Genomic DNA, 24,469 nt, shown 5'->3' on the forward strand with positions numbered 1-24,469 from the left:
TCCCCGAAGCGCTTCGGGGCGACGGTGGCGGAGACGACGATGGCGACGAGTAGCGCTCTCGCTCGTTCAGGCACCGGGATTACGGCCGCCGCTCCCGAACGGCGCCTATGGGCGATTCGGACCTTTGGATTCCCTACGAGGACCACGACGGCGTCCGCGAGCTGATCGACTGCTGTCGCTACGCGCTCGAGGGGATCAGCCTCTCGTTCGACCGCTGGGACGAGGAGTTCGTCAGGGGCCCGGGGCTGTACGTCGCGGTCGTCACGGGGCCGTCGATCGAGCGGTTCGCGGAGCCGATGGGCCGAAACCGGTGGCCGGTCGATCGCTGTCGCGATGTCTGTCTCGACCTGCAGAACTTCTTCGAAACGGCGCGCGAGGTCGCCCGCTCGCGGGACGGCGCCGTGATCGTCAGCGTCGACGGCGTCGTTCAGGAACAGATGGTCCGCGTGACGGACCTGATGCCCGACGAACGCGACGATCTGGCCCCGCAGCGCGACGAGTACGAGGACTGGATGGGATCGCGTCACATGAGCGCCCTGGACACCTCGCGGCGGCCGAACGTGGTGGCGACGCTGACGCTGAGCGAGGAATCGGGGCGCGTTTCGACGTTCGAGAACGGCGCGACGGAGACGTGCGAGCGGGCGGAACTAGGCGGCGAGTGGAACGTCGAGCGGTACTGAGTCGTGCCGACAGCCGATATCCCACCCACTCCACGGCCCACGGTCACGTGCCCTACCGTCGTCGCTCGGCCGCCCGCTCCTCCGACGTATCCGCGGCGACGACCTCGTACAGCAGCGCCCTGCCGCCGTCGGACTTGGGCCGCAGGATCCGGCCGAGCCGCTGGGTGAACTCCCGCTCGCTGCCGCTGCCGGAGAGCACCACCGCGATCGAGGCGTCCGGCACGTCGACGCCCTCGTCTAACACGTTCGAGGTCGCGATCCGGCTGTAGGTCCCCTCGCGGAACCGCTCTAAGATCTCCCGGCGCTCCGCGGCGGGCGTCTGGTGGGTGATCGTCGGGATCAAAAAGTGCTCGCTGACGTCGTACGCGAGGTCGTTGTACGCCGTGAAGACGATCGTGCGCTCGCCGCGGTGGGCGTCCAGGATCCCCTCGAGGGCCTCGATCTTCGCCGCGCTCCCGCGGGCGATCTCGCGGGCGCGCTGGCGGGCCAGCAGCGCCTCGCGGGCCTCGGAATCCGAGCCGGACCGCTTGACGAGTTCCTGGTAGTCCGAGCCGCTCTGCATTCGAATGTTCGAGCGCGCGAGGTAGTCGGAGAACGTCTCCTGTGCCTGCTCGTACTCCTCGCGTTCCTCGGGCGTGAGGTCGACCTCGAGGCGCTTGACGTCGTAGTTCGCGAGGTGGTCGCCGGCGAGTTCGTCGACGTCGACGCGGTGGACCAGCGGGCCGACGATCTCCTCGATCACCTCGTGGGCGTCGTCGGGGCGTTCGAACGTCGCGGTCAGGCCCAGCCGCGCGGGTGCGGCCAGCAGCCGGGCGATCTCGCGGTACCCCTCGCCGCCGAGGTGGTGGACCTCGTCGAAGACGACGAGCCCGAACCGGTCGCCGACCGCGTCGGCCTTCAGGTACGCCGAGTCGTACGTCGAGACGGTGATCGGCTCGAGCCGTTGCTCGCCGCCGCCGAAGCGGCCGATCGGACGGTCGAACTCGGTCTCGAGTTCGCCGATCCACTGCTCGAGCAGGTCGATGGTCGGGACGACGACCAGCGTCGGCGTCGCGAGCCGTTCGATGGCCTTCAGGGCGATGACGGTCTTGCCGCTGCCGGTGGGGAGCTCGAGGACGCCGGCGGGTGCGGCGTCGACGGCAGCCGTCCCGTCCGCCCAGCGGTCGCGCTCGAGCCACGCCGCCAGCGCCTCGCGCTGGTACTCGCGGAGTTCGTACGCCGAGTGCAGCCCCGCGATCGCGTCGCCGTCGAGGTCGAGCACGTCGTCCGCGAGCGGCGCGTCGACGCCGGTCAGCGCCCGGCGGAGGGCGGCGTACCGGAACGCCGGGACGCGCCAGCCGTCGGTTCGCGGATCGGCCTCGAGTTCCGGTACTGAATCGCGGACCGCGCGGACGGTCGGCTCCTCGAGGCCGTCGATTCGAATCGTCCCGTCCTCGTACCGAAGTTCGACGGGGGACGGGGTCCCGGAGTGGGCCTGCGTCACTACCGACGACCACGGGCGGACGCGTAAACACGGTTTCGCTCTCCGCGTTCCGTCTCGCACCGTCGGCCGTTCGGCGGGAAGATCCGTCGTTCCACGAACCTGCGGCACTGTCCGACCGTTCGGGCGGAGCGGCGCGGCTCGAGCCAAATCAATTTGTGACCGTCGTTATATACACGGGGTGATAGTAACGAATGTCTACATCGGGTGGAGACGACCGTCCGTCTACCCGGTCCCATCGTAAACCGTGAACGAAAATACGCGTACCACGACCGCCGTGCCGGACGTGCTACTGATCGAGGACAACCCCGGGGACGTTCGACTCACGAAGGAAGCCTTTCGCGACGCGTCGTTCGACGTCGACCTGCACGTCGTCACGGACGGCGTCGAGGCGATGTCGTTTCTGCACCAGGAAGGGGAACACGAGTCGGCGCCCCGCCCCGACTTCGTCCTGTTAGATCTCAATCTGCCGCGGAAGGACGGCTTCGAGGTGCTCGAGGCGATTCGTGACGATCCCGACCTCGAGCAGTTGCCCGTGGTGGTCCTGAGCAGTTCCGAGGCCGACGAGGACGTCCGGCGGAGCTACGAGCAACACGTGAACGCGTACCTGACAAAACCGCGAGCGCCCGACGAGTTCGTCGAGATGGTCCGGACGCTCGAGGAGTACTGGTTCGACCGGGTCGAGTTACCGCCGTCCGATCGCGATCAGTAAGACGGGCCGTCAGTGTGTCGGTCCGGTCCGGGGCCTCCGGCGCTACGACGGCTCGGTCCGGACGATCGACAGCCCGAATCCCTCGAACTGGCGGATGATATCGACGAACTCGTCGGGATCGACCGGCTTCTCGATGACCGCGTCCTCGTCGGCGTCGTGATCGAGGTCGCGCGACTCGATCCGCTCCTCGTCCATGCCGGAGAGGATGACGACGGGAACGTCCTCGAGTTCCGGGTGGTGTTTGATCTCGTGGAGCACGTCTTCCCCGTCGACGCGCGGCAGCTTCAGGTCCAGCAGGACGATGTCGGGACGGGGCGCGTCGGCGTACTCGCCCCGACGGTGGACGAAATCGAGCGCCGCTCGACCGTCGGTAACGGTGTGCAGGCGGTTGTCGATCTGTCCGTCACGGAGCGCTTCCTCGACGAGCCGGACGTCGCCTGGGTTGTCCTCGACTAACAGTAGTTGCGCTTCGGCGAGGGACGAGGAGCGGCTATCCATGGTTGAACCTGCAGGCGGGAGTGTATAAGTTGCTCGCCGAAATCGACCGTACGAACCTCGCTCGTCGGGCCACTCGAGACGCGGTGAACGGAAGCGCCGGCGATGCGATCGGCGGTGGGTTCGCCTCGGCTCGCCGACCGACCGCTCGTACCTCAACCCTTTTATTACCGCTGTTCGTTGACCCGAACATGAGCGAAGACGAGGGCACGAACGCCTCGGCCCGGGGTGTCCCGTCCGAGGAGGAAGGTGACGGCGACGCGTCCGACGCCGATCGGGCGGACGCACCCGGCGAATCGGAAGCGGAGTCGGAATCCGAATCGACGACCAACGCGGAGGCGGACCCGTCTACCGACGACGCGACCGCGGACGAGAACGGGGACGCAGACGCGGACGCGAGCGCGGACGACGAACCCGACGCCGACGCTCCGGAAACGAGCGCCGACGTCCAAGAGGTACTGGACCGCGTCACCGAACACGACGACGAACTCGCGCGCAAGGTCAACGCGATCGTCGAGCAGGCCCGGGACCTCTCGAGAACCGTCGAACACCAGCGCGAGGAACTCGAGGACCTGACCGAGCGCGTCGAGTCGCAGGCCGAGACGATCGGCGACCTCCAGGACGAACTCGAGGCCCGCGAGCGGGCCATCGAGGAGCGCGACGAGGAGATCGCGGAGTACGAGGAGCAGGTCGAGGACTTAAAGAGCCGCCTCAAGCGCAAGCAGGCCGACTTCCAGAACTACAAGAAGCGCGCCAAGAAGCGCCAGGAGCAGATCAAGGATCGCGCGACCGAGGACCTCGTCGAGCGACTCGTCGACGTCCGGGACAACCTGAAACGCGCCTTAGAGGAGGAAAGCGGCGACGTCGAGAGCCTGCGCGAGGGTGTCGAGATGACCATGCGTGAGTTCGACCGCGTGCTCGAGGACGAGAACGTCTCAGAGGTCGATCCCGAACCCGGCGCAGAGGTCGATCCGCAGCGCCACGAGGTCATGATGCGCGTCGACAGCGACCAGCCGGAGGGGACGATCGCCGACGTCTACACCGCCGGCTACGAGATGGGCGACAAGGTCATCCAGAACGCGCAGGTGACGGTCTCGAACGGCGAACTCGCCGACGAAGAGGGCGAAGACGAGACCGACGACGAGTCGGCGGCCGACGCGAGCGACGGAACCGACGAGACGACCGACGCGGAGGGTGACGCCGATTCGGACGCCGACGGCGACGGAGCCGCGGCGGAAAGCGAACCCGACTCCGAAGACGACGACGCGATCGAACTCGGCGGCGAAGTCGCGGACGAGGACGCCGACGACGAGTCGACCGACGAGTAATCGACAGCCGGTCGCTTTGTCGCCGCTCGACGGCGCCTATTTCGCCCGAGAACGAGCCGGTTTTTACCTCGCCGCTCGAGCGAACGATCGGTCTGCGAATCTGCCTCTCGAATTCGTTCGGAATAGCGACTGAGGCGGGATTTTCGTATTTTATTCGTCACGTCATACGGGCTAGTAACGTTTAAACCAAAGTGCGCACAATGCCCTCGTAATGGCGAGCAACAAGATTCTCGGTATCGACCTCGGGACGACGAACAGCGCGTTCGCGGTGATGGAAGGGGGCGATCCGGAAATCATCGTCAACGCCGAAGGCGAACGGACGACCCCCTCCATCGTCGCCTTCAACGACGACGAGCGGCTCGTCGGGAAGCCGGCGAAGAACCAGGCCGTCCAGAACCCCGATCGGACGATCCAGTCGATCAAGCGCCACATGGGCGAGGAGGACTACACCGTCGATATCGACGGCGACGAGTACACGCCCGAGGAGATCTCGGCGATGATCCTCCAGAAGATCAAGCGCGACGCCGAGGAGTACCTCGGCGACGAGGTCGAGAAGGCCGTCATCACGGTCCCCGCCTACTTCTCGGACCGACAGCGCCAGGCGACCAAAGACGCCGGCGAGATCGCCGGCTTCGAGGTCGAGCGCATCGTCAACGAGCCGACCGCGGCCGCGATGGCCTACGGCTTAGACGACGAGTCCGACCAGACCGTCCTCGTCTACGACCTCGGCGGGGGTACCTTCGACGTCTCCATTCTCGATCTCGGCGGCGGCGTCTACGAGGTCGTCGCCACAAACGGGGACAACGACCTCGGGGGCGACGACTGGGACGAGGCGATCATCGACTGGCTCGCCGACGAGTTCGAGGAGGAACACGGCATTGACCTTCGCGAGGACCGGCAGGCCCTCCAGCGGCTCAAAGACGCCGCCGAGGAGGCCAAGATCGAACTCTCCTCGCGCAAGGAAACCGAGATCAACCTGCCGTTCATTACTGCGACCGACGACGGCCCGATCCACCTCGAGGAGTCGCTCACCCGGGCCAAGTTCGAGTCGCTGACCGAGGATCTCATCGAGCGCACCGTCGACCCGACCGAGCAGGCCCTCGAGGACGCCGGCTACGACAAGGACGACATCGACGAGGTCATCCTCGTGGGCGGCTCCACGCGGATGCCCCAGGTCCAGGAGAAAGTCGAGGAGTTGGTCGGCCAGGAACCCCAGAAGAACGTCAACCCCGACGAGGCCGTCGCGCTGGGCGCGGCGATCCAGGGCGGCGTGCTGGGCGGCGAGGTCGACGACATCGTCCTGCTGGACGTCACGCCGCTCTCGCTGGGTATCGAGGTCAAGGGCGGTCTCTTCGAGCGCCTGATCGAGAAGAACACGACGATTCCCACGGAGGAGTCGAAGATCTTCACCACCGCGGCGGACAACCAGACCACCGTGCAGGTGCGGGTCTTCCAGGGTGAACGCGAGATCGCCGAGGAGAACGAGCTGCTCGGCGAGTTCCACCTGACCGGCATCCCGCCGGCGCCCGCGGGCACTCCGCAGATCGAGGTCACCTTCTCGATCGACGAGAACGGCATCGTCAACGTCTCCGCCGAGGACAAAGGCTCCGGCGAGAGCGAGGAGATCACCATCGAGGGCGGCGCCGGCCTCTCCGACGAGGAGATCGAGCGCCTGCAGGAGGAGGCCGAGAAGCACGCCGAGGAAGACGAGAAGAAGCGCCAGCGCATCGAGGCCCGCAACGCCGCCGAGGCCACGATCCAGCGCGCCGAGAAGCTCCTCGAGGAGAACGACGAGCAGGTCGACGACGACCTGCGCGACGACATCGAGGCCGCGATCGACGACCTCGAGGCGACGATCGACGACGACGAGGCCGACGCCGAGGCGATCGAGGAGGCCACCGAGGAACTGAGTCAGGAACTGCAGGAGATCGGCAAACAGGTCTACCAGCAGCAGGCCGGCGCCGGTGCAGCAGGCGCTGGCGGTGCTGGTGCTGCGGGCGGCGCAGCCGGTGCCGGCCCCGGTGGCATGGGCGGCATGGGCGGCGGCCCGAACCCCGGTCCCGAGGGCGGCGCCGGCGCGGCCGGTGCTGACGACGAGGAGTACGTCGACGCGGACTTCGAAGACGTCGACGACGAGGACGAGGACTAACGGGACGAGTCCGAGTCGTCGGCTCGGAAGACGAACGGAGTGAGTCTTCCGTAGTTTCGAAAAGTGAGCGGAGCGAACTTTTCGAAGTGGACGAAGACGACGAGTAACTCGTCGTTTTCAGCCCAGTAGACCCCGTCTAAGCACCGTTGTACCACTATTTTCGTTTGTAGTCCGTGGAGACTGTATCGTACTCGAACCAATCACGTAACGATTATGTCATTACGAGTCGTCTAGTCGCTGTGTCCTTCGATAGTTCCGAGACGTCCAGTCGGCCGATCGATGTCGCGTCCGTACTCGCCGTGCTCGTCGGGATCGTAATCAGCGGGTACGGATTCCTTCTCGTCCCGGTGTCGGTTCTGGGCGGGATATGGATCGCCGCGGGCGGGCTCGCCCTGCTGTGTGCCGGGTTGTTCGCTACCGCGTGGATCGGCGATCGGCTCTCCCTCTCGCGGGTAGCGCAGCGCAGATTGTCGATCGGATTCACCGCGCTCGCCGTCGTGCTGTTGGGCTCGTTCGTCGCGATCAACGGTGCGACGTTCGAATCCGGCATCGCTGAAAGCGCTTCCTGAACGAGGGTGAACGGGGCGGCGACCGCTGCCTGACTCGCGCTTATTTTCGGCCGATTGCTGGAGGCACCCGCCGCTCGAGTCCCTACCGCGTCGCCTGCCGCCCCCGTTTCGTCGGTCGATCGGCCTCGAGACGCAGGATTCGGTCGGGCGCTTCGCGGGGAACGTTCGTTTCAAGTGGCGCAAGCGAGTATCGGCGGACAACGAATGAGCGAGGACTTTTACGACGTGCTCGGTGTGAGCCCGGACGCCTCCACCGAGGAGATCAAGAAGGCCTACCGGGAGAAGGCCACGGAATACCACCCGGACGTCAGCGACGACCCCGACGCCGAGGAGAAGTTCAAGAAGATCCAGAAGGCGAAGAAGGTGCTGACCGACGAGGAGAAGCGCCAGGCCTACGACCGGATGGGCCATGAGCGCTACGAACAGGCCGAGAAACACGGCTTCGACGCCAGCGAAGGCGGCGCCGGTGCCGGCGGGATGGGCGGCGACCCGTTCGGCGGCATGGGCGGCGGCGGTATGGGCGGTGGCCTCGGCGACATCTTCGAGCAGGTCTTCGGCGGGGGCGCCGGCGGCCGCGGCCGGCGCCGTCAGCGCAAGGGTCAGGACCTGCGAACCGACCTCGAGATCGACCTCGAGGAGGCCTACGAGGGCGCGGAAAAGCAGTTCACGATCGAGCGGCCCGAGACCTGCGAGACGTGTAACGGCGAGGGCCACCCACCGGACGCGGACGCCCGAACCTGCCCCGAGTGTCAGGGTCGCGGGCAGAAACGGCAGGTCCAGCAGACGCCGTTAGGGCGCGTCCAGCAGACGACGACGTGTCGGCGCTGCGAGGGAGAAGGGACGATCTACTCCGAGACCTGCGACGACTGCGGCGGCGACGGCTACGTCCGCAACGAGGCGACGCTGACCGTCGAAGTGCCCGCGGGCATTCAGGACGGCCAGACGCTCCGGATGGAGCGCGAGGGCGCGCCCAGCCCCGAAGGCGGTCCGAAGGGCGACCTGCTGATCGACGTCTCGATCCGCGAGCACGACCAGTTCGAGCGCGAGGGCGACGACCTGCGCTACCGCCTGCCCATCTCCTTCCCGCAGGCGACCTTCGGCGACACCGTCGAAGTCCCCACCCTCGACGGCGCGGCCGAGTTCGAAATCCCCGACGGCACTCAGAGCGGCGAGACGTTCCGCCTCGAGGGCAAGGGAATGCCTCGCCTGCGCGGGCGCGGCCAGGGCGACCTCTACGTGCAGGTGCAGGTCGTCACCCCAGAGAGTCTCAACGAGGACCAGCGCGAGGCGCTCGAGGCGTTCGCCGAGGCCGGCGGCGACGAGATCGAAGTGAAGGAAGGCTTCTTCGAGAAGATCAAGCGGGCGTTCTGATCTGCCGCTCGCGCGGTTCCGGGGTCGTTTCTCGCTCGGTAATCGGTCGGAACCATTTCTTGTTCGTATGACAACTATCGGGTGAGATGGCAAGGCCAGCGCGCGCGGACGACGGCGGGTCCGCAGTCGGGACCGTCCTCGGTGTCGTCGCCGACCGGCAGACGTACAAGAACCTCTGTTATCTGGTGCTCGCGGCGCCGCTCGGGATGGCGTACTACGGGTTCGTCACGATGGGGCTCGTGGTCGGCGCGCTCCTCTCGCCGATCGGGATCGGGCTCGTCGTCCTGTTCGTGACGCTTCTCGTCGTTCACCTGTTCGCGGGGCTCGAGCGGTGGCTTGCGAACGCGCTATTGGATCTCGAGGTGCGGACCGAGGCCGGCCCCGACGCCGCGTCGGTCCGGGGCGTTCGGGCCCGGATTCAGGGCTATCTCGAGGCGCCCTCGACCTGGCGCGGGCTGGGCTTTCTCATGGTCAAGTTCCCGCTCGGAATCGTCGCGATCCTGTTGCTGATCCCGCTACTGACCGCCCTCTCGCTGGTGACGGCGCCGCTTCGGTATCCGTACGCGCCGGAACTGGTGACCGTCAACGACGAGCCGATCACGTGGTCGATCGAGACGCTGCCGGAGGCCGTCCTCGCCGTCGCGGTGGCGGCGGTGATCGGCGTTCTCGTCCTCCACCTCTCGAACGCGTTCGCGTACGTGGCCCGGCAGATGGCGACGGCGCTGCTGGACGACTCGGTGTCCGAGTCCGGCGGTGGCGATGGCCGGCCCGGCGCGTCCGGATCGGCTTCGTAGCCGCGGGAACCGCACCGCTCGAGACGGTCGCCTTCGCATGCCCCAAGTTTGTCTTCCGTCTCGAGTCGTCGGTTGACTGCCCCGTTCGATTTCGGCAAGTGTCGTGATACCACCCACCACAGCTATGGCCGCCGACGGCGAACTATGAGGCGGGGATACCCATGGCCAACAAACAAATCCTACTCCTCGCCGGCGACTTCGTCGAGGACTACGAGGTAATGGTCCCGTTCCAGGCGCTCCAGATGGTCGGCCACGAGGTCCACGCCGTCTGTCCCGAGAAGGAGGCTGGCGACGCCTGCCCGACCGCCATCCACGACTTCGAGGGAGACCAGACCTACACCGAGAAGCCGGGGCACAACTTCGAACTGAACCACGACTTCGACGCCGTCGACCCCGCCGACTACGACGCCCTGGTCGTCCCCGGCGGCCGCGCGCCCGAATACCTCCGGACGTACGACGAGGTCCTCGAGATCGTCCGCCACTTCTTCGACGAAGACAAACCCGTCGCGGCGCTGTGTCACGGCCTGCAGATCCTCGCGGCCGCGGACGTCCTCGAGGGCCGGACCTGTACGGCGTACCCGGCCCTCGAGGCAGACGTGCGCGGGGCCGGCGGCAACTGGGAGGACGACGTGACTCGAGACGGCAACCTCGTGACGGCCCAGGCGTGGCCGGACCATCCCGAGTGGCTCGCGGCGTTCCTCGACGTGCTCGGGACCGATATCGATCACGCGGAGCCGGCGGCCGCGGACGATTGATCGTCCCGATTACAGCATGACGGCCCGCCGTACGGCGGGTATTGACGCCAGCACCGCCGCCGCTATCGGCGGTCTTTTTTCGATTCGCTCCCGAGCTAGCGGTATGACCGCCGCGACAGTCGCCGACCTGCTCGCCCGCGAGTTCCGTGAGGAGTACGACGACCGGACGACCCTCGTCGACGCCACGGAGCGGGAGTACGACTACCACTGGCTCTGTACCTCCTCGTGGAAGGCCGGCAACTTCCTGCGCCACTCGGGCGTCCGCGAGGGCGTCACCGTCGGCGTCGTCGGCGACGGCCCCCTCGCGCTGCTGGCCTTCTTCGGGACGACGCTGCTCGAGGGGACCACCCACTTCGAACCCCCGACGGATCTCGCGGACGAGGACGACTTCCGCGCGCTCGTCGCTCCCGTCCGCGACCTCGAGTCCGAGACCTACGACCTCCCGCCGGGCGCCCAGCGCGTCGGCTACGGCGCCAAACCCGAGGCGCCCGACGTGCACAACTTCGACGCCGGCATCTGGAGCGAGAACCCGGCCTTTCCGCCGCTGTCGATCGAGCCAGACACCGCCGTGCTGACAGACGGCGAGCGAACCGTCACCCACGCCGGGGCGCTCGAGGCGGCTCGCGACGTGATCGAGACGTACGGGATCGAACCCGGCGAGCGGGTCGTCGTCCGCGCGCCGCTGGCGAGCCTCGAGGCCGCGATTGCGGGCGTGATCGCGCCGCTGGTGGCCGAGGCCGTGATCGTCCTCACCGAATCGGAAACCGAGACGACCGTCGACCGGGGCGACTATGCCGTCGCGGGCGGCTCCGCAGAACCCGTTCCCGAATCGGAGCGCATCGCTCTCGAGGACGTTTCCGTCGAGTAGCCGGGCGACCGGACGGGGTCCGCGCTACAGCTACAGTTCGCGGTACGGCAACCCCTCGAGGGCCGGCCCCGAGAGCACGTCCCCGTCGTGGGTGAACCGGGAGCCGTGGCAGGGGCAGTCCCAGGTCCGCTCGGCGTCGTTCCACCGCACGAGACAGCCCATGTGCGGACAGACCGCGGAGACGGCGTGGACCGTCCCCTCCTCGTCGCGGTAGATCCCCATCGGGCGCCCCGTTCGGCGGACGATGCTGGCCTCGCCCGCCGCGGGGACGTCGTCGGCGTCGGCCCCGAGCGATCGGAGCAGCGACTTGATCCGGTCGCCGACGAAGCTCCCGCCGACCTTGCTGTTCTCCTCGAAGAACGTCTTCGCGGCGGATTTGGGCGGCAGCCGCTGGGGATTGAAGACGTCGGCCCAGGGACTCGAGCTCTCGGTGATCAGGTCGGAAAGGATCATCCCGGCGGCGGTGCCGCCGGTCATCCCCCAGCCCTTGAACCCGGTGCCGACGTAGACGTGCTTCGAGAAGGGATCGACCTTCCCGATGAACGGCACTTGGTCGACGGGCGAGTAGTCCATCGTCGACCAGCGGTACTCGATCGATTCGACGGAGAAGTGCTCGCGGGCGAATTGCTCGCAGCGGCGGTACCGCTCGGACGTCGGCACCCCGCTGACGCTCGGTTTGTGGCTCTGGCCGCCGACGATGAGGAGCTCCTCGCCTTCCGCGGCGTCGGTGCGTTCCGCTGCCGCGGCGTCCACCGGGTGCGTCCGCATCGTCGCCGGCGGCGACGCGGTGTTGTAGTACATCCCCTCGGGGGGCTCCCCCTCGATCCGGGCCGCCAGCAGATAGGCTCGGTGGGGGTGCATCCGCGAGAAGTAGCCCGCCCGATCATGGACGGGGAAGTGCGTCGCGACCACGACGTCCTCGGCGACCACCTCGCCGCGCTCGGTCTCGAGGCGGCAGGGCGACCCCGGGTCGACCTCGAGTACGCGGGTCTCCTCGAAGACGTAGCTGCCGTCGCCGTGGATCGCCTCGGCGATCGCGAGCAGGTACTTCCGCGGATGAAACTCCGCCTGGTCGTCGAACCGAACGGCCGGGCCGGCATCGAACGGCAGTGGCGTCTCCTCGACGTACGAGGCCGGCAGGCCGAGCCGCTTGGCCGCCCGCACCTCGTCCTCGACCTTCTCGACGTCGGCGGACGAGGCCGCGTAGGTGTAGGCCGGCGTCCGGCGGAAGTCGCAGTCGATGTCGTGGTCCTCGACGCGGCGCTCGACCGCCTCGATCGCCGCCTCGTTCGCGTCGGCGTACTGGCGGGCCTTCCGCTCGTTGAACTCCGAGAGCAGCGTATCGTAAATGAGGCCGTGCTGGGAGGTGAGCTTCGCCGTCGTGTGGCCCGTCGTGCTCTCGACGATGCGGTCCGACTCGAGGACGGCCACGGACCGCCCGGCTTCTTTGAGTTCGATCGCGGTCGTCAGGCCGGTGATGCCGCCGCCGACGACGGCGACGTCGACGTCCAGTCCGTCGTCGAACGGTTCGTAGTCGGTGGTCGGCGTCGTGGCCAGCCACAGCGACTCGGGCTCGAAGGACGCGGGGTCGGAACCGCCGTAGGCGTCCGGTTTGGCGTTGGCGGGGTCGTCGGACATGGGGAATCAGCGCCTCTCCCTATCCACGCAGGGGGGCAAAAGGCTGGGCCATGCGACGTGCACCCCGCTGGACGCTCGTCCGACGCAACGCCCGCCCGATCCGTACTCGAGCCGTATCTGACCTCAGTACTCGAGCGCCCTGCGAATCCCGTCTTCGATGCGGTCCGCATCGGGCAGGTAGTCGTCCTCGCGGGCGAACAGCGGGACGGGCACGTCGTAGCCGGTGACCCGTTCGACCGGCGCCTCGAGGTAGAGGAACGCCTCCTCATTGATCCGGGCGGTGATCTCGCCGGCCAGCCCGCCGGTGCGGGGCGCCTCGTGGACGACGACACAGCGACCGGTCTTCCGCACGGAGTCGGCGATGGTCTCGGTATCGAGCGGGTAGAGCGTGCGGGGGTCGATCACTTCGACGCTCGCGTCGATCTCGTCGACGGCGTCGAGCGTCTCGCGCAGCATCGAACCCCACGCGACCACGGTCACGTCGTCACCGTCCTCGACCACGCGGGCCTCGCCCAGCGGCACCTCGTGGTCGTCGGGGACCTCCTCGCGGAACGAGCGGTAGAGCCGCGTCGGCTCCATGAACACCACCGGATCGGGGCTGCGGATCGAGGACCGGAGCAGCCCCGCCGTCTCGGCCGGCGAGGACGGAATCGCGACCTTCAGGCCCGGCACGTGGGCGAACCCCGCTTCGAAGCTCTCGGAGTGGAGTTCGAGGGCGTGGATCCCGCCGCCGTAGGGCGTCCGGAGCGTCATCGGACAGGTGATCGTCCCGCGCGTGCGGCTCCGGATCCGCGCGACGTGCTGGGCGAGCTGGTGAAAGCCCTGGTAGAGGAAGCTCTGGAACTGGATCTCCGGCACGGGGCGCATGCCGGTCGCGGCGAGGCCGACCCCGACGCCGACGATGCCCGCCTCCGCGACCGGCGAGTCGAACACTCGATCCGGGAAGTCGTCGATCAGGCCCTCGGTCGCCCGGAACACGCCGCCGGCGCGACCCACGTCCTCGCCGTAGACGACGACGCCGTCGTCGCGCTCGAGTTCCGAGCGGAGCGTCTCGCCGACCGCCTCGATCATCCGGAGCCGGTCAGCCATCGACATCACCTCCGCGTTCCGCCTCGAAGGCCTCGAGTTGCGCCTCGAGATAGGGGGGCATCTCCTCGTACACGTACCGGAACATGTCGGCGGGGTCGATCTCCTCGTTCGCGGTCCGGGCCTGATCGATCGCGTCCGCGAGTTCGGACTCGATCCGTTCGTCGATCTCGTCTTCCGTTTCGCCGTCGAGGAGCCCCCGGTCCTCGAGGAACATCTGGAACCGGAGGATGGGATCGCGAGCCTCCCACTCGGACTCCTCCTCGGGCTCGCGGTAGGCGGTCGGATCGTCGGAGGTCGTGTGCATCGACCGGCGGTAGGTCAGCGCCTCGATGAGTACCGGGTCTCCCTGTCGGGCCTGCTCTATGGCCTCCTGGGCGACCCGGTAGACGCCCAGCACGTCATTGCCGTCGACCCGAATGCCGTCGATGCCGGCCGCGATGGCCTTCTGGGCGAACGTCTCCGCCCTGGTCTGTTTCTCGATGCCGGTCGAGATGGCGTAGCGGTTGTTCTGACAGACGAAGACCGTCTGGGCGTCGTAGACGCCGGCGAAGTTGAACGCCTCGTAGACGTCGCCCTCGCTGGTCGCGCCGTCGCCGAAGTAGGTGACCGCGACGTTGTCCCGGTCCTGCAGCCGCTCCCCCCAGCCGACGCCGACGGCGTGTAGCGGCTGGCTGCCGACCGGAATCGCCGGCGGCAGGGCGCCCTCGCCGTCCGGAATCTCGGCGCCCTCCTCCATTCCCAGCGCGTACTGGAGGATCTGCTCGGGCGGCGTTCCGCGGACGAGGAGCGCGGGCTGTTCGCGAAACGAGGGGACGATCCAGTCGCCGTCGGCCATGGCGAACGCGGTGCCGACCTGGGCCGCCTCCTGGCCGATCGCGGGCGCGTACGTCCCCAGTTCGCCGCGCCGCTGGAGGGCGATCGCGCGCTCGTCGAGCCGTCGCGACCGCTTCATCGACTCGTAAAGTTCGAGCAACTGATCGTCGCTCAGGTCCGGAACCAGTTCCTCGTCGATCGTTTCGTCCTCGGAAAGTACCTGCACGGACTCGATGGTGAACTCGGCTACGTCCTCGCGGGGCATGGTGATCGGATATCGCCACTACGCCGGCCAGCGAGTTACTGCGCCGCCCGGCGTGCGACGGGCGCTTACGGGCCGTCGGGCTCGGACGCGATCGGCCGCCCGTCCGAATCCGGACCCTCGAGGCCGCGACCGTACCGGCGGCCGGCCCCGGATCCATCGCGGCACCGAGTAGTTACGATCCGTCACAGTCACTGATTCCGTCACAATCCTTTATCGGCGCATTCGTTGACGCCGCGACCATGGTAGACGTCGCGATCGTCGGCGGCGGCCCCGCCGGCCTGAGCGCAGCGCTGTTCACCGGGAAAAACGGCCTCGAGACGGTGGTCTTCGACACGGACGAGACCTGGATGCACAAGGCCCACCTGTTCAACTACCCCGGCATCCGCAGCATCAGCGGCAGCGAGTTCATGGAACTCACCCGCGGACAGGTGCGCGACCGCGGCGCCGACGTCCGCGAGGGGGAGGAAGTGACCGACGTCGAGCCGACCGGCGACGGCTTCGAGGTCGAAACCGAGGCCGACACCTACGAGGCCGACTACGTCGTCCTCGCGACCGGCGCGGACCGATCGATCGCCGAGGACCTCGAGGTGGAGTTCGCCGACGACGGCACCGTCGACGTGGATCTGGACACGGAGACCAGCATCGAGAACCTCTACGCGACGGGCGCGATGGTCCGCGACGAGGAGTGGCAGGCCGTCATCGCCGCCGGCGACGGCGCCTCCGCGGCGCTGGACATCTTGAGCAAGGAGAAAGGCGAACACTTCCACGACTTTGACGTTCCCGACGACGTGCCGTGACTCGAGTCCGGGTAAGCGAGAGAGACGGGATCGTCGGGACCCGAGGCCGGCCCTGCGTGGTCGGGCCGCACGGTTATGCGCCCGTCCGACGCCAGTACGTCCATGGAGACGACCAGCCCCGACCGAATCACCGACCTCGAGGAACTGTTCCACCACAAGCTCGCCCAGCAGTACCACATCGAGCAGGAACTCGTCGAGACGCTGGACGAGATGGCGATCAACGCGACCAACGACCGGCTGAGCGAGGGGCTCGCCGACCACCGCGACGAGACCCGCCAGCACGTCCAGCGGCTCGAGGACGTCTTCGCGGCGCTGGACCGGCCGGCCGAACGGCGAGAGGCGCCGATCCTCGACGCACTCGAGACCGAGCGTACGACGATGGAAGACGCCATCGAGGACGACGACCTCCGTAATATGATGTACATCAACGCCGGGATGATGACCGAGCGCATCGAGATGACGGCGTACGAGGGCCTGACGACGATGGCGAACAAACTCGACTACGGCGACGACATCACCGATCCGCTCGAGTCGAACCACGACGAGGAGAAGTCGGCCTACCGCGAACTGTCGGCGATGGAGTCGGCCTCGGAGATGAAATCGCTGTGGGATCGGCTGACGCCGTCGTAAACCGAGCCGATTTCGTCGCTCCTCCCCCGAACGATCGCCGGTTCGAGCGTTCGTCGCCCCATAAACCGTATAGCGCAATAGCTAATCGGGGTTCGCGACGAGAGCGAACAGTCGCGACTCGAGAGACGGCTACGGCGGGTCGCGGACTCCCCGACGGGTCCCGGACCTGTTTCACGGAGTCAACTTTTTGGTTTCGACGGGGCTAAATCGCGATATGATAAGCGACGTGCTGGCGGCGTCCCCCGAGTCGACCCACGGCTTGCCGACCGACGGCAGCACGGAGGTCGCGTAAGATGCACGGCTTCGCGGTTCCCCTCCAGAGCGGCCTCGATGCGGTCGTCGGGCGGTACGAGAGCTACGGCCCGCTGCTCGCGTCGTTTCTCGCCAACCTGCTGGCGACGTTCGGAGATAAGGGGCAGTTAGTCGTCATCACGCTCGCCTCGCGCTACGACGCGAAGAACGTGTTCGTCGGGTCGATGGCCGCCTTCGCGCTGTGGAGCGGCCTCGAGGTGCTGTTCGGAAGTTGGATCACCGCGGTGCTCCCCGGCGGCGTCATCACGCTGCTCACCGGCGGCCTCTTTCTTGCGTTCGGGGTCTGGACCTACTACTCGGCGGTCGAGTCGTTCCGCGTCGAGAGCGGCCGGGACGCGACCGCCCTGACCGGCGGCGGCCTCGATGTCGGCCTCTCAGGGAGGATTCTTCCGAGCGCCGTCATCGGACGTATCGGTGCCTACAACGGCGTGATCGCTAGCTTCGTCTTCATCGCGGTCGCCGAGTTCGGCGACAAGACGCAGCTGTTGACAATCAATCTTGCCGCGACGTTCCCCGACCGGCCGGTGTTCGTCTTCATCGGCGTCATCGCTGCCCTCGGGCTCCGGACCGGCGTCGACGCCCTCATCGGCGAGCGCGTCGAGCGCCTGCTCCCCACCCGCTACCTCGAGCTGGGCGCTGGCATCGTCTTCCTCGGCTTCGGGGCCGCCGTTCTCGGTCTCGTTCCCGAGGGCTTCCTGCTCGGCCTGCTCGCGACCCTAGTGTTTCTCGGGCTCGCGGGCCTTCTCGCGCAGATCTGAAACGGCCGAACGGCCAGAGGGCAGAGCACCCCATCACTCAGCCGGCACGAGCCGCTCCTCGAGCGCCGACTCCGGCACAATGCCGTCCTTCGTCAGGCCGCGTGCCTCGTAGTACTCCGCGATCGCGTCCTCGAGATCCGGAATCTCGTAGGGCAGCGTGTCGTCCTCGCGGTCGAACCCCCGCCGGTTGTTGAAGTGGCGCTCGAGGAGCACGGTTCGCGCGCCGACCTCAAGCAGCGCCTCGTAGTCGGCGTCGAACAGCGCCTCGAGGTACTCCGCGGTGACGTAGTCGCGACCGAAGACGCAGACGATGCCCGTATCGAACAGCGCGGCGGCGTTTTCCTCGCGCACGAGGCGCTCGGCCTTCCCCAGGGTCCCGCGGGGATCGAGTTCGCCGCCGTACTCGAGGCGCAGCATGCTGGCGTAGAGGTGGTCCGCGCCGCGGTTCGAGACGGCGTAGGACAGCCCCTGCCCGTGGAGGACGCGCCCGTCGTGGGCCGGGAGTTCCATCCCTTTGACCGTGTAGTCCGCGACGCCGAGGTCGTCGTGACAGCGGGCCAGCCCCTCCGCGAGGGTGTCGCCGATCCCCTCCCGGTGTGCGATCTTTTCGGTCAGTTCCCGCGCGAGGTCGGCGTTCCCGAACTCGTCGACGCTCGCCAGGTAGGCCGCGACGGTGACCCCCGCCGAGATGGTGTCCATCCCCAGCGAATCACACAGTTCGTTCGCGCGCATGACGTCGACGATGTCGTCGACTCCCTGCAGCGAGCCGAACGCGTAGACGGTCTCGAACTCCGGCCCCTCGGTCTCGAGGCCCGTCTCCTCGTCCCGCGTCGGGAGTTTACAGGCGTAGGCGCAGGCCGAGCACGCGCCCTTCTCGTACTTCTTTTCCGCGACGGCCTCGCCGCCGATGTCCGCTGCCCCCTCGAACGAGGACTCGGCGAAGTACCGCGTGGGCAGCGAGAAGTGGTCGTTGATGAACTCCGTGCTGCCGGTCGTCCCCCGTCGGCGCCGCTGGTCGTCCGACTGGCCCGCCGCGCGGTGGATCTCGGTCTGGGGCGCGTCCGGAATCTCGACCGGGGGCTCGGCGTCGCCCGCGAAGGTGATGCACTTGACCCCCTTCGCACCGAGCACTGCACCGAGTCCGCCCCGGCCGAAGGCCCGCGAGTCGTAGGTCATCGCCGACGCGAACCGCACCCGGTTCTCCCCGGCCGGTCCGATCGCGACGCAGTGGTCGGCGCCGAGGTCGTGCCGTTCGCGCATTTCGTCGGTCGTTTCCGGGACCGTCGCCCCCTCGAGTTCCGGAACATCCTCAAATTCCACGCCACCGTCGCTCACGTGGACCGCGAGCAACTCGTCGCTCTCGCCGACGAGTTCGAGGGCGCTGATGCCAGTCCCGACGAAGTTTCGCGAGAGGTAGCCGCCGGCGTTGGCCGACAGCAGTCCGTCGGTCAGCGGCGAGAGCCCGGTCATGTTCATCCGGCCGGTAAAGGACGTCCGCGACTGCTGGAGCGGTCCCGTCGAGAGGTAGAGTCGGTTCTCGGGGCCCAACGGGTCCGCGTCGAAGGGGATCCGGTCGTGCGCGAGCGCGGTCGCCGCCGCGCGGCCGCCGACGTAGCGCTCGAGGACCGCGTCGATCGACGTTTCGCGCGCGGCTCGCTCGCCGACGTCGACGGTGCATAGCGGTCCCTTCGAGTGGAGCATGTACACATGCATCACGGCGATCGCCTTAGTCCTGGGTGAGGCCGAGGTCGACTCGCGTCGGGAGCGCACGGCCGCGATCGATCGAGCGTCGGCGCGCCGAACGCGGGGGCCGACGGCGCTCCGTTCGACGCCGCACGGTCCGTATCGCGTCCGGACGCGGTGCTCGAGGCGCGAGGGGCCGCATCTGCGTGGCGCCCATTTTTGAATCTATATAGCGGTTATTGCTGTATGAACGAAATCTGGCGGGAGCTTCGGACCCAGTGTGCGAACCTCGAACCGGGTGCGGTGCTGGAGACTCCGGTGTCGGAGCGCCGATTTCGGGTCGTTCGAACCGGCGACGACCGAATCGTCGTCCGGTTCGACGACAGCGACGAGGAGCGGCCGCTCTGGCGCGAGCAGTTCGACGTGTTCGTCGACGGCCTCGACGCGGGCCAGATCGCCGTCGACGACCTGCAACCGGGCGTCGAACCGTACGCCGTCGTGCTCACGCTCTCCGGCGAGTTCACCGTCGTCAACGACTTGATCGCTCGCGATCCGGACGCGGCCGTCGCGGGCGAGAGTCCGTACCTCATCCCGGCGGCCGAGGCCCGCACGCGATCCGAACGCGTCCACGACGACGCGCTGTTGCTCGCCTCGCTGCTCGAGGGCCTCGAGGACGCCGACGACCCCGACGAGTTGAAGACGGATCCGCTGACCGACCTCTACGTCCTCTCCTCGGACGTCCAGCGGGGTGCGGATCGGCTTCGAAAGTCGGCCCGGGAACCGCTGCTCGAGCGCCTCGGCCCCGATCAGGAACTGCACGGCCGGTACGGCACCGTTCGCCGGACGGTCCGCGAGCGCCGGCAGCCGAAGGACGACGAGACGGTGCTCGGTGCGCTCGACGAGCACGGGATCCCCCGCGAGTGGGTGCTCGGCGTCGACCCGGAGAAGCTCGACGTCGTGCTCTCGGTGACCGACCTCGAGGCCGAGGCGGTCTACGACGTCGAGGAGGACGTCTACGTCCAGAAGACCGGCGTCGACGAGGACGAGAAGTACTCGCGGCTCCAGGGGATCGCCGACCGAATCGACGACCTCGAGGGCGCCGAGGGCGAGGCCCTCGAGAGCGAACTCGAGCGGATCGAGGATCGGCTCGAGGAGGCGCTGTCGGCCGACTGAGCGGATCATTATAGGTGAACGCGTGCGCGTGCCGGACGCGAAACGCGTTTGCGGCGGCCGTCCGTAGGAAGACGCGATGAGTGCACCCCGGACTCGGACGGTGCCGCGGGTCCTGCTCGTGCTGATCGGCCTCGCGGTGCTGTGCTGTTACGTCGGGCTGGCGGCGCTCGCCTACCTCGGGCTCGCGGCGCTGTGGCTCTCCGCACCGGATCCGGCGACGACGGTCGCGATTCTGCTCGCCGTCTCGCTCGTCGTCGGCTACCTGAGCTACCGCTTCGGCCGCTCCCAACTGCTCTCCCAGCTCGAGGCCGTCGAGCTCCCGCGGTCGGAGGCGCCGACGCTGTACCGGCGGCTGGACGGGCTCGCCGAGCGGATGGACGTCGAGCCGCCGACCGTGATGGTCGCGCGACTGCCGACGCCGAACGCCTTCGCGCTGGGAAGCGCGACCGGCGGCGTCGTCGTCCTCGATCGGTCGCTCTTTCGCCTGCTGTCGCTCGCGGAACTCGAGGCGCTGATCGCCCACGAACTGGCCCATCTCGAGGGGTACGACGCGTTCGTTCAGACGCTGGCCTACAGCGTCTGCCGGACGATCGCGGGGCTGGCCGTCCTGGTGTTGCTGCCGGCATTGCTGCTGGTCGGCGGTCTCGCTCGCTCGGTCGCGTGGGCGCGCGGTCGGCCGCGGGCGTGGCCCGAGACCGTCTTCGGGCGCGTCGTGCGCTGGACCGAGCGGGGCGTCGCGGTCGCCCTGCTGGCGTTCACGGCACTGGTGCGGGCCCACTCGCGGCGCCGGGAACTCGCGGCCGACGATCGGGCGGCCGAGGTGACCGGCGATCCGCTCGCGCTCGCGCGTGCGCTCCGCCGGATTCAGCGCGTCGCGGACACCCGGCGCGGGCTGCTCTCGCCGCTGTACGTTCACACCGACGAGGAGGAGACGTGGACCCGACTCTTCTCGACGCACCCCTCGACGGACGACCGGATCGAGCGGCTGGTCGACCGGGCGCGAGAATCGGGCGGAACGGGGCGGCGGATCGATATTCGATGACCGACGCGAGTCTCGACCTCGAGGTGGAGAGCCGGTTACGCGGCGATCGGCTCCGCTTCGAGGTCGAGTCGGGCGAGCGTCTCGCCGACGAGCGCCGGCCGGTCGTTCGGGGCGCGGGCCGAGACTCACCGCGAGTTCGTCCAGCCGCACTCGAGGCAGGTGGCGACGCCGTCGGTCTCGACGGTGGCGCCGGAACAGATCGGACAGGTCGCCCCGCGGGTACCGCCGTCGGTGAGCGCGATCCGCGAGGCGTCCGGAACCGACGGGTGGCAGTCCGCGCAGACGCGCAGCGTTCGGCGGTGGGTCATGGTCTCGGTACGGGTGCGATGTTCGAACAGGCGGGGTACCTCGTCGCCGCAGCGGTCGCATTCGGCCATCGTATGCTAACCATCAACACGACCGAGTAAATAGATTGCCCGGACGGTCTAAAATTGTTCGTCTGTGATTTGACTGGCGACATAATGGCGATAATAGAGAACATACGCCCACCTTTCCCGACAACATCGTTGAGGACACAGAATCGACAGTCTCCACGCGGATCGATAGCCCGTCGAAACTCGAGCGGGACCCGAATCCGGACGGGGCCGACAGGACACGATTTCGCGCCGATCGTGGCAACCCGCAAACTCTTTTGGCCGTACGCGACCTACGTGAAGGCATGTACGTGCGGGACGCGAAAAACAGGGAGGAGGTCTGGCTGCTCGACCACATCGAGTCGATGGGGCTCGACGATACGGCGTTCCGCTCTCGCGATTACGTCCTCGCCGTCGACGAGGTGTCCGACGAGAAGGCCGGGTTCGGCCGGATCCGGATCCACAAGGTCGACGGCGAGGGCGACGACCCCGACGAGGTCTGCGAACTGACCAGCATCGGCGTCCTCGAGGAGTGGCGCGGTCAAGGGGTCGGCGCCCACGTCGTCGAACGGCTCGTCGAGTACGCCGGCGATCAGGGGTTCGACACCGTCTACTCGCTGACGAGCGAGGGTAGCTACCTCGCGCAGTTCGGCTTCCGTCGGATCGACGAATCACAGCTGCCGGAGCCGCTGCGCGAGCGGCTCTCGGAGAAGCGCGACGGCGTCGACCCCGAAGCGCGCCCCTACGCGCTCGAGGTCGATCGGTTCCGGATGCCCGAGCGACTCCGCGAGGCGTTCAAGCGGGCACCGGAGGGTCGCGACGAGGTCTCGAACACGGAGACGCCGGAGGACTTCGGGATCGATCCGGAGTCGACGACCTACAAGTACGATACGGGCCGCTGAACGGCCGGAGTGAGCGGTCGAGCGCGATCGCGAGCGCCGCCGCTCGAGGTCGACGTCGATCGTTTCGCGACGGGTAATTCTGCACCGGATATCAACCTTCAAGCCCCGGCCTATCGTAGTGATCTATAATGTTCGATCCCGACGATCTCGAGGCGATACGGGAGGGCCACGAGGAGTGGGAGGGCGAATCGGTCGAGCCCGTGGTCGAGCGGTTCGGCGAGCGCAAGGAGACCTTTACTACTGATACGGGCGGCCAGGAGGTAGACCGCCTCTACACGCCGGAGGACGTCGCCGACCTCGACTACGAGGAGGACCTCGGCTTCCCGGGCGAACCGCCCTACACGCGGGGCGTCTACTCGACCGGCTATCGCGGCCGGCTGTGGACGATGCGCCAGTACGCCGGCTTCTCGACGCCCGAGGACACCAACGAACGGTACCACTACCTACTCGAGGAGGGCCAGACCGGGCTCTCGATGGCCTTCGACCTGCCGACGCAGATGGGGTACGACTCGGACGCCGACATGGCCGCCGGGGAGGTCGGGAAGGCCGGCGTCGCGATCGACTCCCTGGCGGACATGGAGACCGTCTTCGACGGGATTCCCCTGGACGAGGTCTCGACGTCGATGACGATCAACGCGCCCGCGTCGGTGCTGCTGGCGATGTACATCGCGGTGGGCGATCAGCAGGGCGTCGACCGCGAGGAACTGCGCGGGACGATTCAAAACGACCTCCTGAAGGAGTACATCGCGCGCAACACCTACATCTACCCGCCCGAGCCCTCGATGCGGATCATCACGGACATCTTCGAGTTCTGCGCCGAGGAGACGCCGAAGTTCAACACCATCTCCATCTCGGGCTATCACATCCGCGAGGCGGGCTCGACGGCCGCCCAGGAACTGGCCTTCACGCTGGGCAACGGCATCGAGTACGTCGAAGCCGCCATCGACGCGGGCCTGGACGTCGACGAGTTCGCGCCGCAGCTCTCGTTCTTCTTCAACGGCCACAACAACATCTTCGAGGAGGTGGCGAAGTTCCGCGCGGCCCGGCGGATGTGGCACGACATCATGGACGAGCGCTTCGACGCTGAGAACCCGAAATCGAAGCAGCTCAAGTTCCACACCCAGACCGCGGGCTCGATGCTGACCGCCCAGCAGATCGAGAACAACGTGGTTCGGGTGGCCTACCAGGCGCTTGCCGCCGTGCTGGGCGGCACTCAGAGCCTACACACCAACGGCAAGGACGAGGCGCTCGCGCTGCCGACCGAGGAGTCCGTTCGCACGGCCCTGCGAACCCAGCAGATCCTCGCCCACGAGTCCGGCGCGGCCGACACCATCGACCCGCTTGCCGGCAGCTACTACGTCGAATCCCTGACCGACGAAGTCGAACAGGAGGCCTACGAGATCCTCGAGGAGGTCGACGAGCGCGGCGGCATGCTCGAGGCCGTCGAGCAGCAGTGGGTCCAGCGCCAGATCCAAGACACCGCCTTCGAGCGCCAGAAGGAGATCGAGGAGAAAGAGCGCATCATCGTCGGGGTCAACGAGTTCGAGGTCGACGAAGATCCCACGGTGGACGTCGAGGAAGTGACCGAGGAAGACGAGCAGCGCCAGATCGACCGCCTCGAGACCGTCCGCGCCGACCGCGACGACGAGGCCGTCGACGCGAAGCTCGAGGCCCTGCGCCAGGCCGCGAAAGGCGACGAGAACCTGATGCCGCCGATCATCGAGGCGGTGAAGGAGTACGCGACGGTCGGCGAAATCTGCGACGTGCTGCGCGAGGAGTTCGGCGAGTACCAGCCCGGCAGCGCGCTGTGACC

The 24,469-nt window shown here is 67.7% G+C and carries 23 protein-coding genes; 16 read left to right on the plus strand and 7 right to left on the minus strand.

The features are described 5' to 3' along the window. Nucleotides 1–107: 107 nt before the first annotated feature. Nucleotides 108–680, plus strand: coding sequence for a hypothetical protein (locus ACYQ26_RS16590; RefSeq protein ID WP_459809993.1), 573 nt, complete (start codon nucleotides 108–110; stop codon nucleotides 678–680). 52 nt (nucleotides 681–732) lie between these two features. Here ACYQ26_RS16590 and ACYQ26_RS16595 read toward each other — a convergent pair whose 3' ends face one another. After that, on the minus strand, nucleotides 733–2,163 hold the full coding sequence (locus ACYQ26_RS16595) for a DEAD/DEAH box helicase family protein (protein ID WP_459809994.1): 1,431 nt from the start codon (nucleotides 2,161–2,163) through the stop codon (nucleotides 733–735). A 274-nt stretch (nucleotides 2,164–2,437) separates the two neighbouring features. On the opposite strand from ACYQ26_RS16595, the gene ACYQ26_RS16600 reads away from it, so the two are divergent. Continuing rightward, the gene (locus ACYQ26_RS16600) at nucleotides 2,438–2,872 is read left to right on the plus strand and encodes a response regulator (protein WP_459809995.1); all 435 of its coding nucleotides are present in this window, start codon (nucleotides 2,438–2,440) and stop codon (nucleotides 2,870–2,872) included. Nucleotides 2,873–2,914: 42 nt separating this feature from the next. Here the strand turns inward: ACYQ26_RS16600 and ACYQ26_RS16605 are convergent, their stop codons facing one another. Continuing rightward, on the minus strand, nucleotides 2,915–3,370 hold the full coding sequence (locus ACYQ26_RS16605) for a response regulator (RefSeq protein WP_459809996.1): 456 nt from the start codon (nucleotides 3,368–3,370) through the stop codon (nucleotides 2,915–2,917). Nucleotides 3,371–3,558: 188 nt separating this feature from the next. Here ACYQ26_RS16605 and ACYQ26_RS16610 point away from each other — a divergent pair, with 188 nt between their 5' ends. The 7 genes from ACYQ26_RS16610 (at nucleotide 3,559) to ACYQ26_RS16640 (ending at nucleotide 11,201) form a co-directional block, all read left to right on the plus strand. Beyond that, nucleotides 3,559–4,695 (plus strand): nucleotide exchange factor GrpE, encoded by a 1,137-nt coding sequence (locus tag ACYQ26_RS16610; RefSeq protein WP_459809997.1) that lies wholly within the window; start codon nucleotides 3,559–3,561, stop codon nucleotides 4,693–4,695. 211 nt (nucleotides 4,696–4,906) lie between these two features. Then, the gene (gene dnaK, locus ACYQ26_RS16615) at nucleotides 4,907–6,844 is read left to right on the plus strand and encodes a molecular chaperone DnaK (RefSeq protein WP_459809998.1); all 1,938 of its coding nucleotides are present in this window, start codon (nucleotides 4,907–4,909) and stop codon (nucleotides 6,842–6,844) included. A gap of 239 nt (nucleotides 6,845–7,083) precedes the next feature. Continuing rightward, a complete protein-coding gene (locus ACYQ26_RS16620; protein WP_459809999.1) occupies nucleotides 7,084–7,413 on the plus strand; it encodes a hypothetical protein in 330 nt (109 codons plus the stop codon). Between the two features lie 204 nt (nucleotides 7,414–7,617). Further along, nucleotides 7,618–8,784, plus strand: coding sequence for a molecular chaperone DnaJ (dnaJ, locus tag ACYQ26_RS16625; RefSeq protein WP_459810000.1), 1,167 nt, complete (start codon nucleotides 7,618–7,620; stop codon nucleotides 8,782–8,784). 86 nt (nucleotides 8,785–8,870) lie between these two features. Next, nucleotides 8,871–9,578 carry a sensor domain-containing protein gene (locus tag ACYQ26_RS16630; RefSeq protein WP_459810001.1) on the plus strand — a complete coding sequence of 236 codons (708 nt, stop codon included), beginning with the start codon at nucleotides 8,871–8,873 and terminating at the stop codon, nucleotides 9,576–9,578. Between the two features lie 161 nt (nucleotides 9,579–9,739). After that, nucleotides 9,740–10,333, plus strand: coding sequence for a DJ-1/PfpI family protein (locus ACYQ26_RS16635; RefSeq protein ID WP_459810002.1), 594 nt, complete (start codon nucleotides 9,740–9,742; stop codon nucleotides 10,331–10,333). 103 nt (nucleotides 10,334–10,436) lie between these two features. Next, a complete protein-coding gene (locus ACYQ26_RS16640; RefSeq protein ID WP_459810003.1) occupies nucleotides 10,437–11,201 on the plus strand; it encodes a hypothetical protein in 765 nt (254 codons plus the stop codon). Nucleotides 11,202–11,231: 30 nt separating this feature from the next. On the opposite strand, the gene ACYQ26_RS16645 is transcribed toward ACYQ26_RS16640, so the two are convergent. From ACYQ26_RS16645 to pdhA, 3 genes are all read right to left on the minus strand, one after another. After that, nucleotides 11,232–12,839, minus strand: coding sequence for an FAD-dependent oxidoreductase (locus tag ACYQ26_RS16645; protein ID WP_459810004.1), 1,608 nt, complete (start codon nucleotides 12,837–12,839; stop codon nucleotides 11,232–11,234). A gap of 123 nt (nucleotides 12,840–12,962) precedes the next feature. Beyond that, the gene (locus tag ACYQ26_RS16650) at nucleotides 12,963–13,928 is read right to left on the minus strand and encodes an alpha-ketoacid dehydrogenase subunit beta (RefSeq protein ID WP_459810005.1); all 966 of its coding nucleotides are present in this window, start codon (nucleotides 13,926–13,928) and stop codon (nucleotides 12,963–12,965) included. Beyond that, nucleotides 13,921–15,006, minus strand: coding sequence for a pyruvate dehydrogenase (acetyl-transferring) E1 component subunit alpha (gene pdhA / locus ACYQ26_RS16655; protein WP_459810006.1), 1,086 nt, complete (start codon nucleotides 15,004–15,006; stop codon nucleotides 13,921–13,923). Before pdhA ends, ACYQ26_RS16650 begins: the two co-directional genes overlap by 8 nt. Nucleotides 15,007–15,245: 239 nt before the next feature. Between pdhA and ACYQ26_RS16660 the strand changes: the two genes are divergently transcribed. The 3 genes from ACYQ26_RS16660 (at nucleotide 15,246) to ACYQ26_RS16670 (ending at nucleotide 17,503) form a co-directional block, all read left to right on the plus strand. Continuing rightward, on the plus strand, nucleotides 15,246–15,803 hold the full coding sequence (locus tag ACYQ26_RS16660; protein ID WP_459810007.1) for an NAD(P)/FAD-dependent oxidoreductase: 558 nt from the start codon (nucleotides 15,246–15,248) through the stop codon (nucleotides 15,801–15,803). 102 nt (nucleotides 15,804–15,905) lie between these two features. Beyond that, nucleotides 15,906–16,433: a YciE/YciF ferroxidase family protein gene (locus ACYQ26_RS16665; protein WP_459810008.1), complete on the plus strand. Its 528-nt coding sequence runs from the start codon at nucleotides 15,906–15,908 to the stop codon at nucleotides 16,431–16,433. Nucleotides 16,434–16,726: 293 nt separating this feature from the next. Next, nucleotides 16,727–17,503: a TMEM165/GDT1 family protein gene (locus ACYQ26_RS16670; RefSeq protein WP_459810009.1), complete on the plus strand. Its 777-nt coding sequence runs from the start codon at nucleotides 16,727–16,729 to the stop codon at nucleotides 17,501–17,503. A gap of 33 nt (nucleotides 17,504–17,536) precedes the next feature. On the opposite strand, the gene ACYQ26_RS16675 is transcribed toward ACYQ26_RS16670, so the two are convergent. Beyond that, nucleotides 17,537–19,204: an aldehyde ferredoxin oxidoreductase family protein gene (locus ACYQ26_RS16675; protein WP_459810010.1), complete on the minus strand. Its 1,668-nt coding sequence runs from the start codon at nucleotides 19,202–19,204 to the stop codon at nucleotides 17,537–17,539. A gap of 228 nt (nucleotides 19,205–19,432) precedes the next feature. Here ACYQ26_RS16675 and ACYQ26_RS16680 point away from each other — a divergent pair, with 228 nt between their 5' ends. Next, nucleotides 19,433–20,359, plus strand: a complete 927-nt coding sequence (locus ACYQ26_RS16680; RefSeq protein ID WP_459810011.1) for a DUF7983 family protein — start codon at nucleotides 19,433–19,435, stop codon at nucleotides 20,357–20,359. A 76-nt stretch (nucleotides 20,360–20,435) separates the two neighbouring features. Then, nucleotides 20,436–21,401, plus strand: coding sequence for a M48 family metallopeptidase (locus ACYQ26_RS16685; protein ID WP_459810012.1), 966 nt, complete (start codon nucleotides 20,436–20,438; stop codon nucleotides 21,399–21,401). Nucleotides 21,402–21,526: 125 nt separating this feature from the next. Here ACYQ26_RS16685 and ACYQ26_RS16690 read toward each other — a convergent pair whose 3' ends face one another. Continuing rightward, complete coding sequence (locus ACYQ26_RS16690; protein ID WP_459810013.1) at nucleotides 21,527–21,778, minus strand: hypothetical protein; 252 nt, start codon at nucleotides 21,776–21,778, stop codon at nucleotides 21,527–21,529. Between the two features lie 281 nt (nucleotides 21,779–22,059). On the opposite strand from ACYQ26_RS16690, the gene ACYQ26_RS16695 reads away from it, so the two are divergent. Both ACYQ26_RS16695 and ACYQ26_RS16700 read left to right on the plus strand, forming a co-directional pair. Continuing rightward, entirely contained in the window at nucleotides 22,060–22,656 is a 597-nt protein-coding gene (locus ACYQ26_RS16695) for a GNAT family N-acetyltransferase (protein ID WP_459810014.1), read from the plus strand. Nucleotides 22,657–22,784: 128 nt separating this feature from the next. Next, entirely contained in the window at nucleotides 22,785–24,467 is a 1,683-nt protein-coding gene (locus ACYQ26_RS16700) for an acyl-CoA mutase large subunit family protein (RefSeq protein WP_459810015.1), read from the plus strand. Nucleotides 24,468–24,469: the final 2 nt, after the last annotated feature.

It is taken from the genome of Halopiger thermotolerans (assembly GCF_054654555.1).

Excerpts from the sequence above, each read along its gene's own strand:
- ACYQ26_RS16590 (WP_459809993.1), top strand. The coding sequence starts at position 108 with ATGGGCGATTCGGACCTTTGGATTCCCTACGAGGACCACGACGGCGTC.
- ACYQ26_RS16605 (WP_459809996.1), bottom strand. The coding sequence starts at position 3,370 with ATGGATAGCCGCTCCTCGTCCCTCGCCGAAGCGCAACTACTGTTAGTC.
- ACYQ26_RS16610 (WP_459809997.1), top strand. The coding sequence starts at position 3,559 with ATGAGCGAAGACGAGGGCACGAACGCCTCGGCCCGGGGTGTCCCGTCC.
- dnaK (WP_459809998.1), top strand. The coding sequence starts at position 4,907 with ATGGCGAGCAACAAGATTCTCGGTATCGACCTCGGGACGACGAACAGC.
- dnaJ (WP_459810000.1), top strand. The coding sequence starts at position 7,618 with ATGAGCGAGGACTTTTACGACGTGCTCGGTGTGAGCCCGGACGCCTCC.
- ACYQ26_RS16630 (WP_459810001.1), top strand. The coding sequence starts at position 8,871 with ATGGCAAGGCCAGCGCGCGCGGACGACGGCGGGTCCGCAGTCGGGACC.
- ACYQ26_RS16635 (WP_459810002.1), top strand. The coding sequence starts at position 9,740 with ATGGCCAACAAACAAATCCTACTCCTCGCCGGCGACTTCGTCGAGGAC.
- ACYQ26_RS16640 (WP_459810003.1), top strand. The coding sequence starts at position 10,437 with ATGACCGCCGCGACAGTCGCCGACCTGCTCGCCCGCGAGTTCCGTGAG.
- ACYQ26_RS16645 (WP_459810004.1), bottom strand. The coding sequence starts at position 12,839 with ATGTCCGACGACCCCGCCAACGCCAAACCGGACGCCTACGGCGGTTCC.
- ACYQ26_RS16650 (WP_459810005.1), bottom strand. The coding sequence starts at position 13,928 with ATGGCTGACCGGCTCCGGATGATCGAGGCGGTCGGCGAGACGCTCCGC.
- pdhA (WP_459810006.1), bottom strand. The coding sequence starts at position 15,006 with ATGCCCCGCGAGGACGTAGCCGAGTTCACCATCGAGTCCGTGCAGGTA.
- ACYQ26_RS16660 (WP_459810007.1), top strand. The coding sequence starts at position 15,246 with ATGGTAGACGTCGCGATCGTCGGCGGCGGCCCCGCCGGCCTGAGCGCA.
- ACYQ26_RS16665 (WP_459810008.1), top strand. The coding sequence starts at position 15,906 with ATGGAGACGACCAGCCCCGACCGAATCACCGACCTCGAGGAACTGTTC.
- ACYQ26_RS16670 (WP_459810009.1), top strand. The coding sequence starts at position 16,727 with ATGCACGGCTTCGCGGTTCCCCTCCAGAGCGGCCTCGATGCGGTCGTC.
- ACYQ26_RS16675 (WP_459810010.1), bottom strand. The coding sequence starts at position 19,204 with ATGCTCCACTCGAAGGGACCGCTATGCACCGTCGACGTCGGCGAGCGA.
- ACYQ26_RS16680 (WP_459810011.1), top strand. The coding sequence starts at position 19,433 with ATGAACGAAATCTGGCGGGAGCTTCGGACCCAGTGTGCGAACCTCGAA.
- ACYQ26_RS16685 (WP_459810012.1), top strand. The coding sequence starts at position 20,436 with ATGAGTGCACCCCGGACTCGGACGGTGCCGCGGGTCCTGCTCGTGCTG.
- ACYQ26_RS16690 (WP_459810013.1), bottom strand. The coding sequence starts at position 21,778 with ATGGCCGAATGCGACCGCTGCGGCGACGAGGTACCCCGCCTGTTCGAA.
- ACYQ26_RS16695 (WP_459810014.1), top strand. The coding sequence starts at position 22,060 with ATGTACGTGCGGGACGCGAAAAACAGGGAGGAGGTCTGGCTGCTCGAC.
- ACYQ26_RS16700 (WP_459810015.1), top strand. The coding sequence starts at position 22,785 with ATGTTCGATCCCGACGATCTCGAGGCGATACGGGAGGGCCACGAGGAG.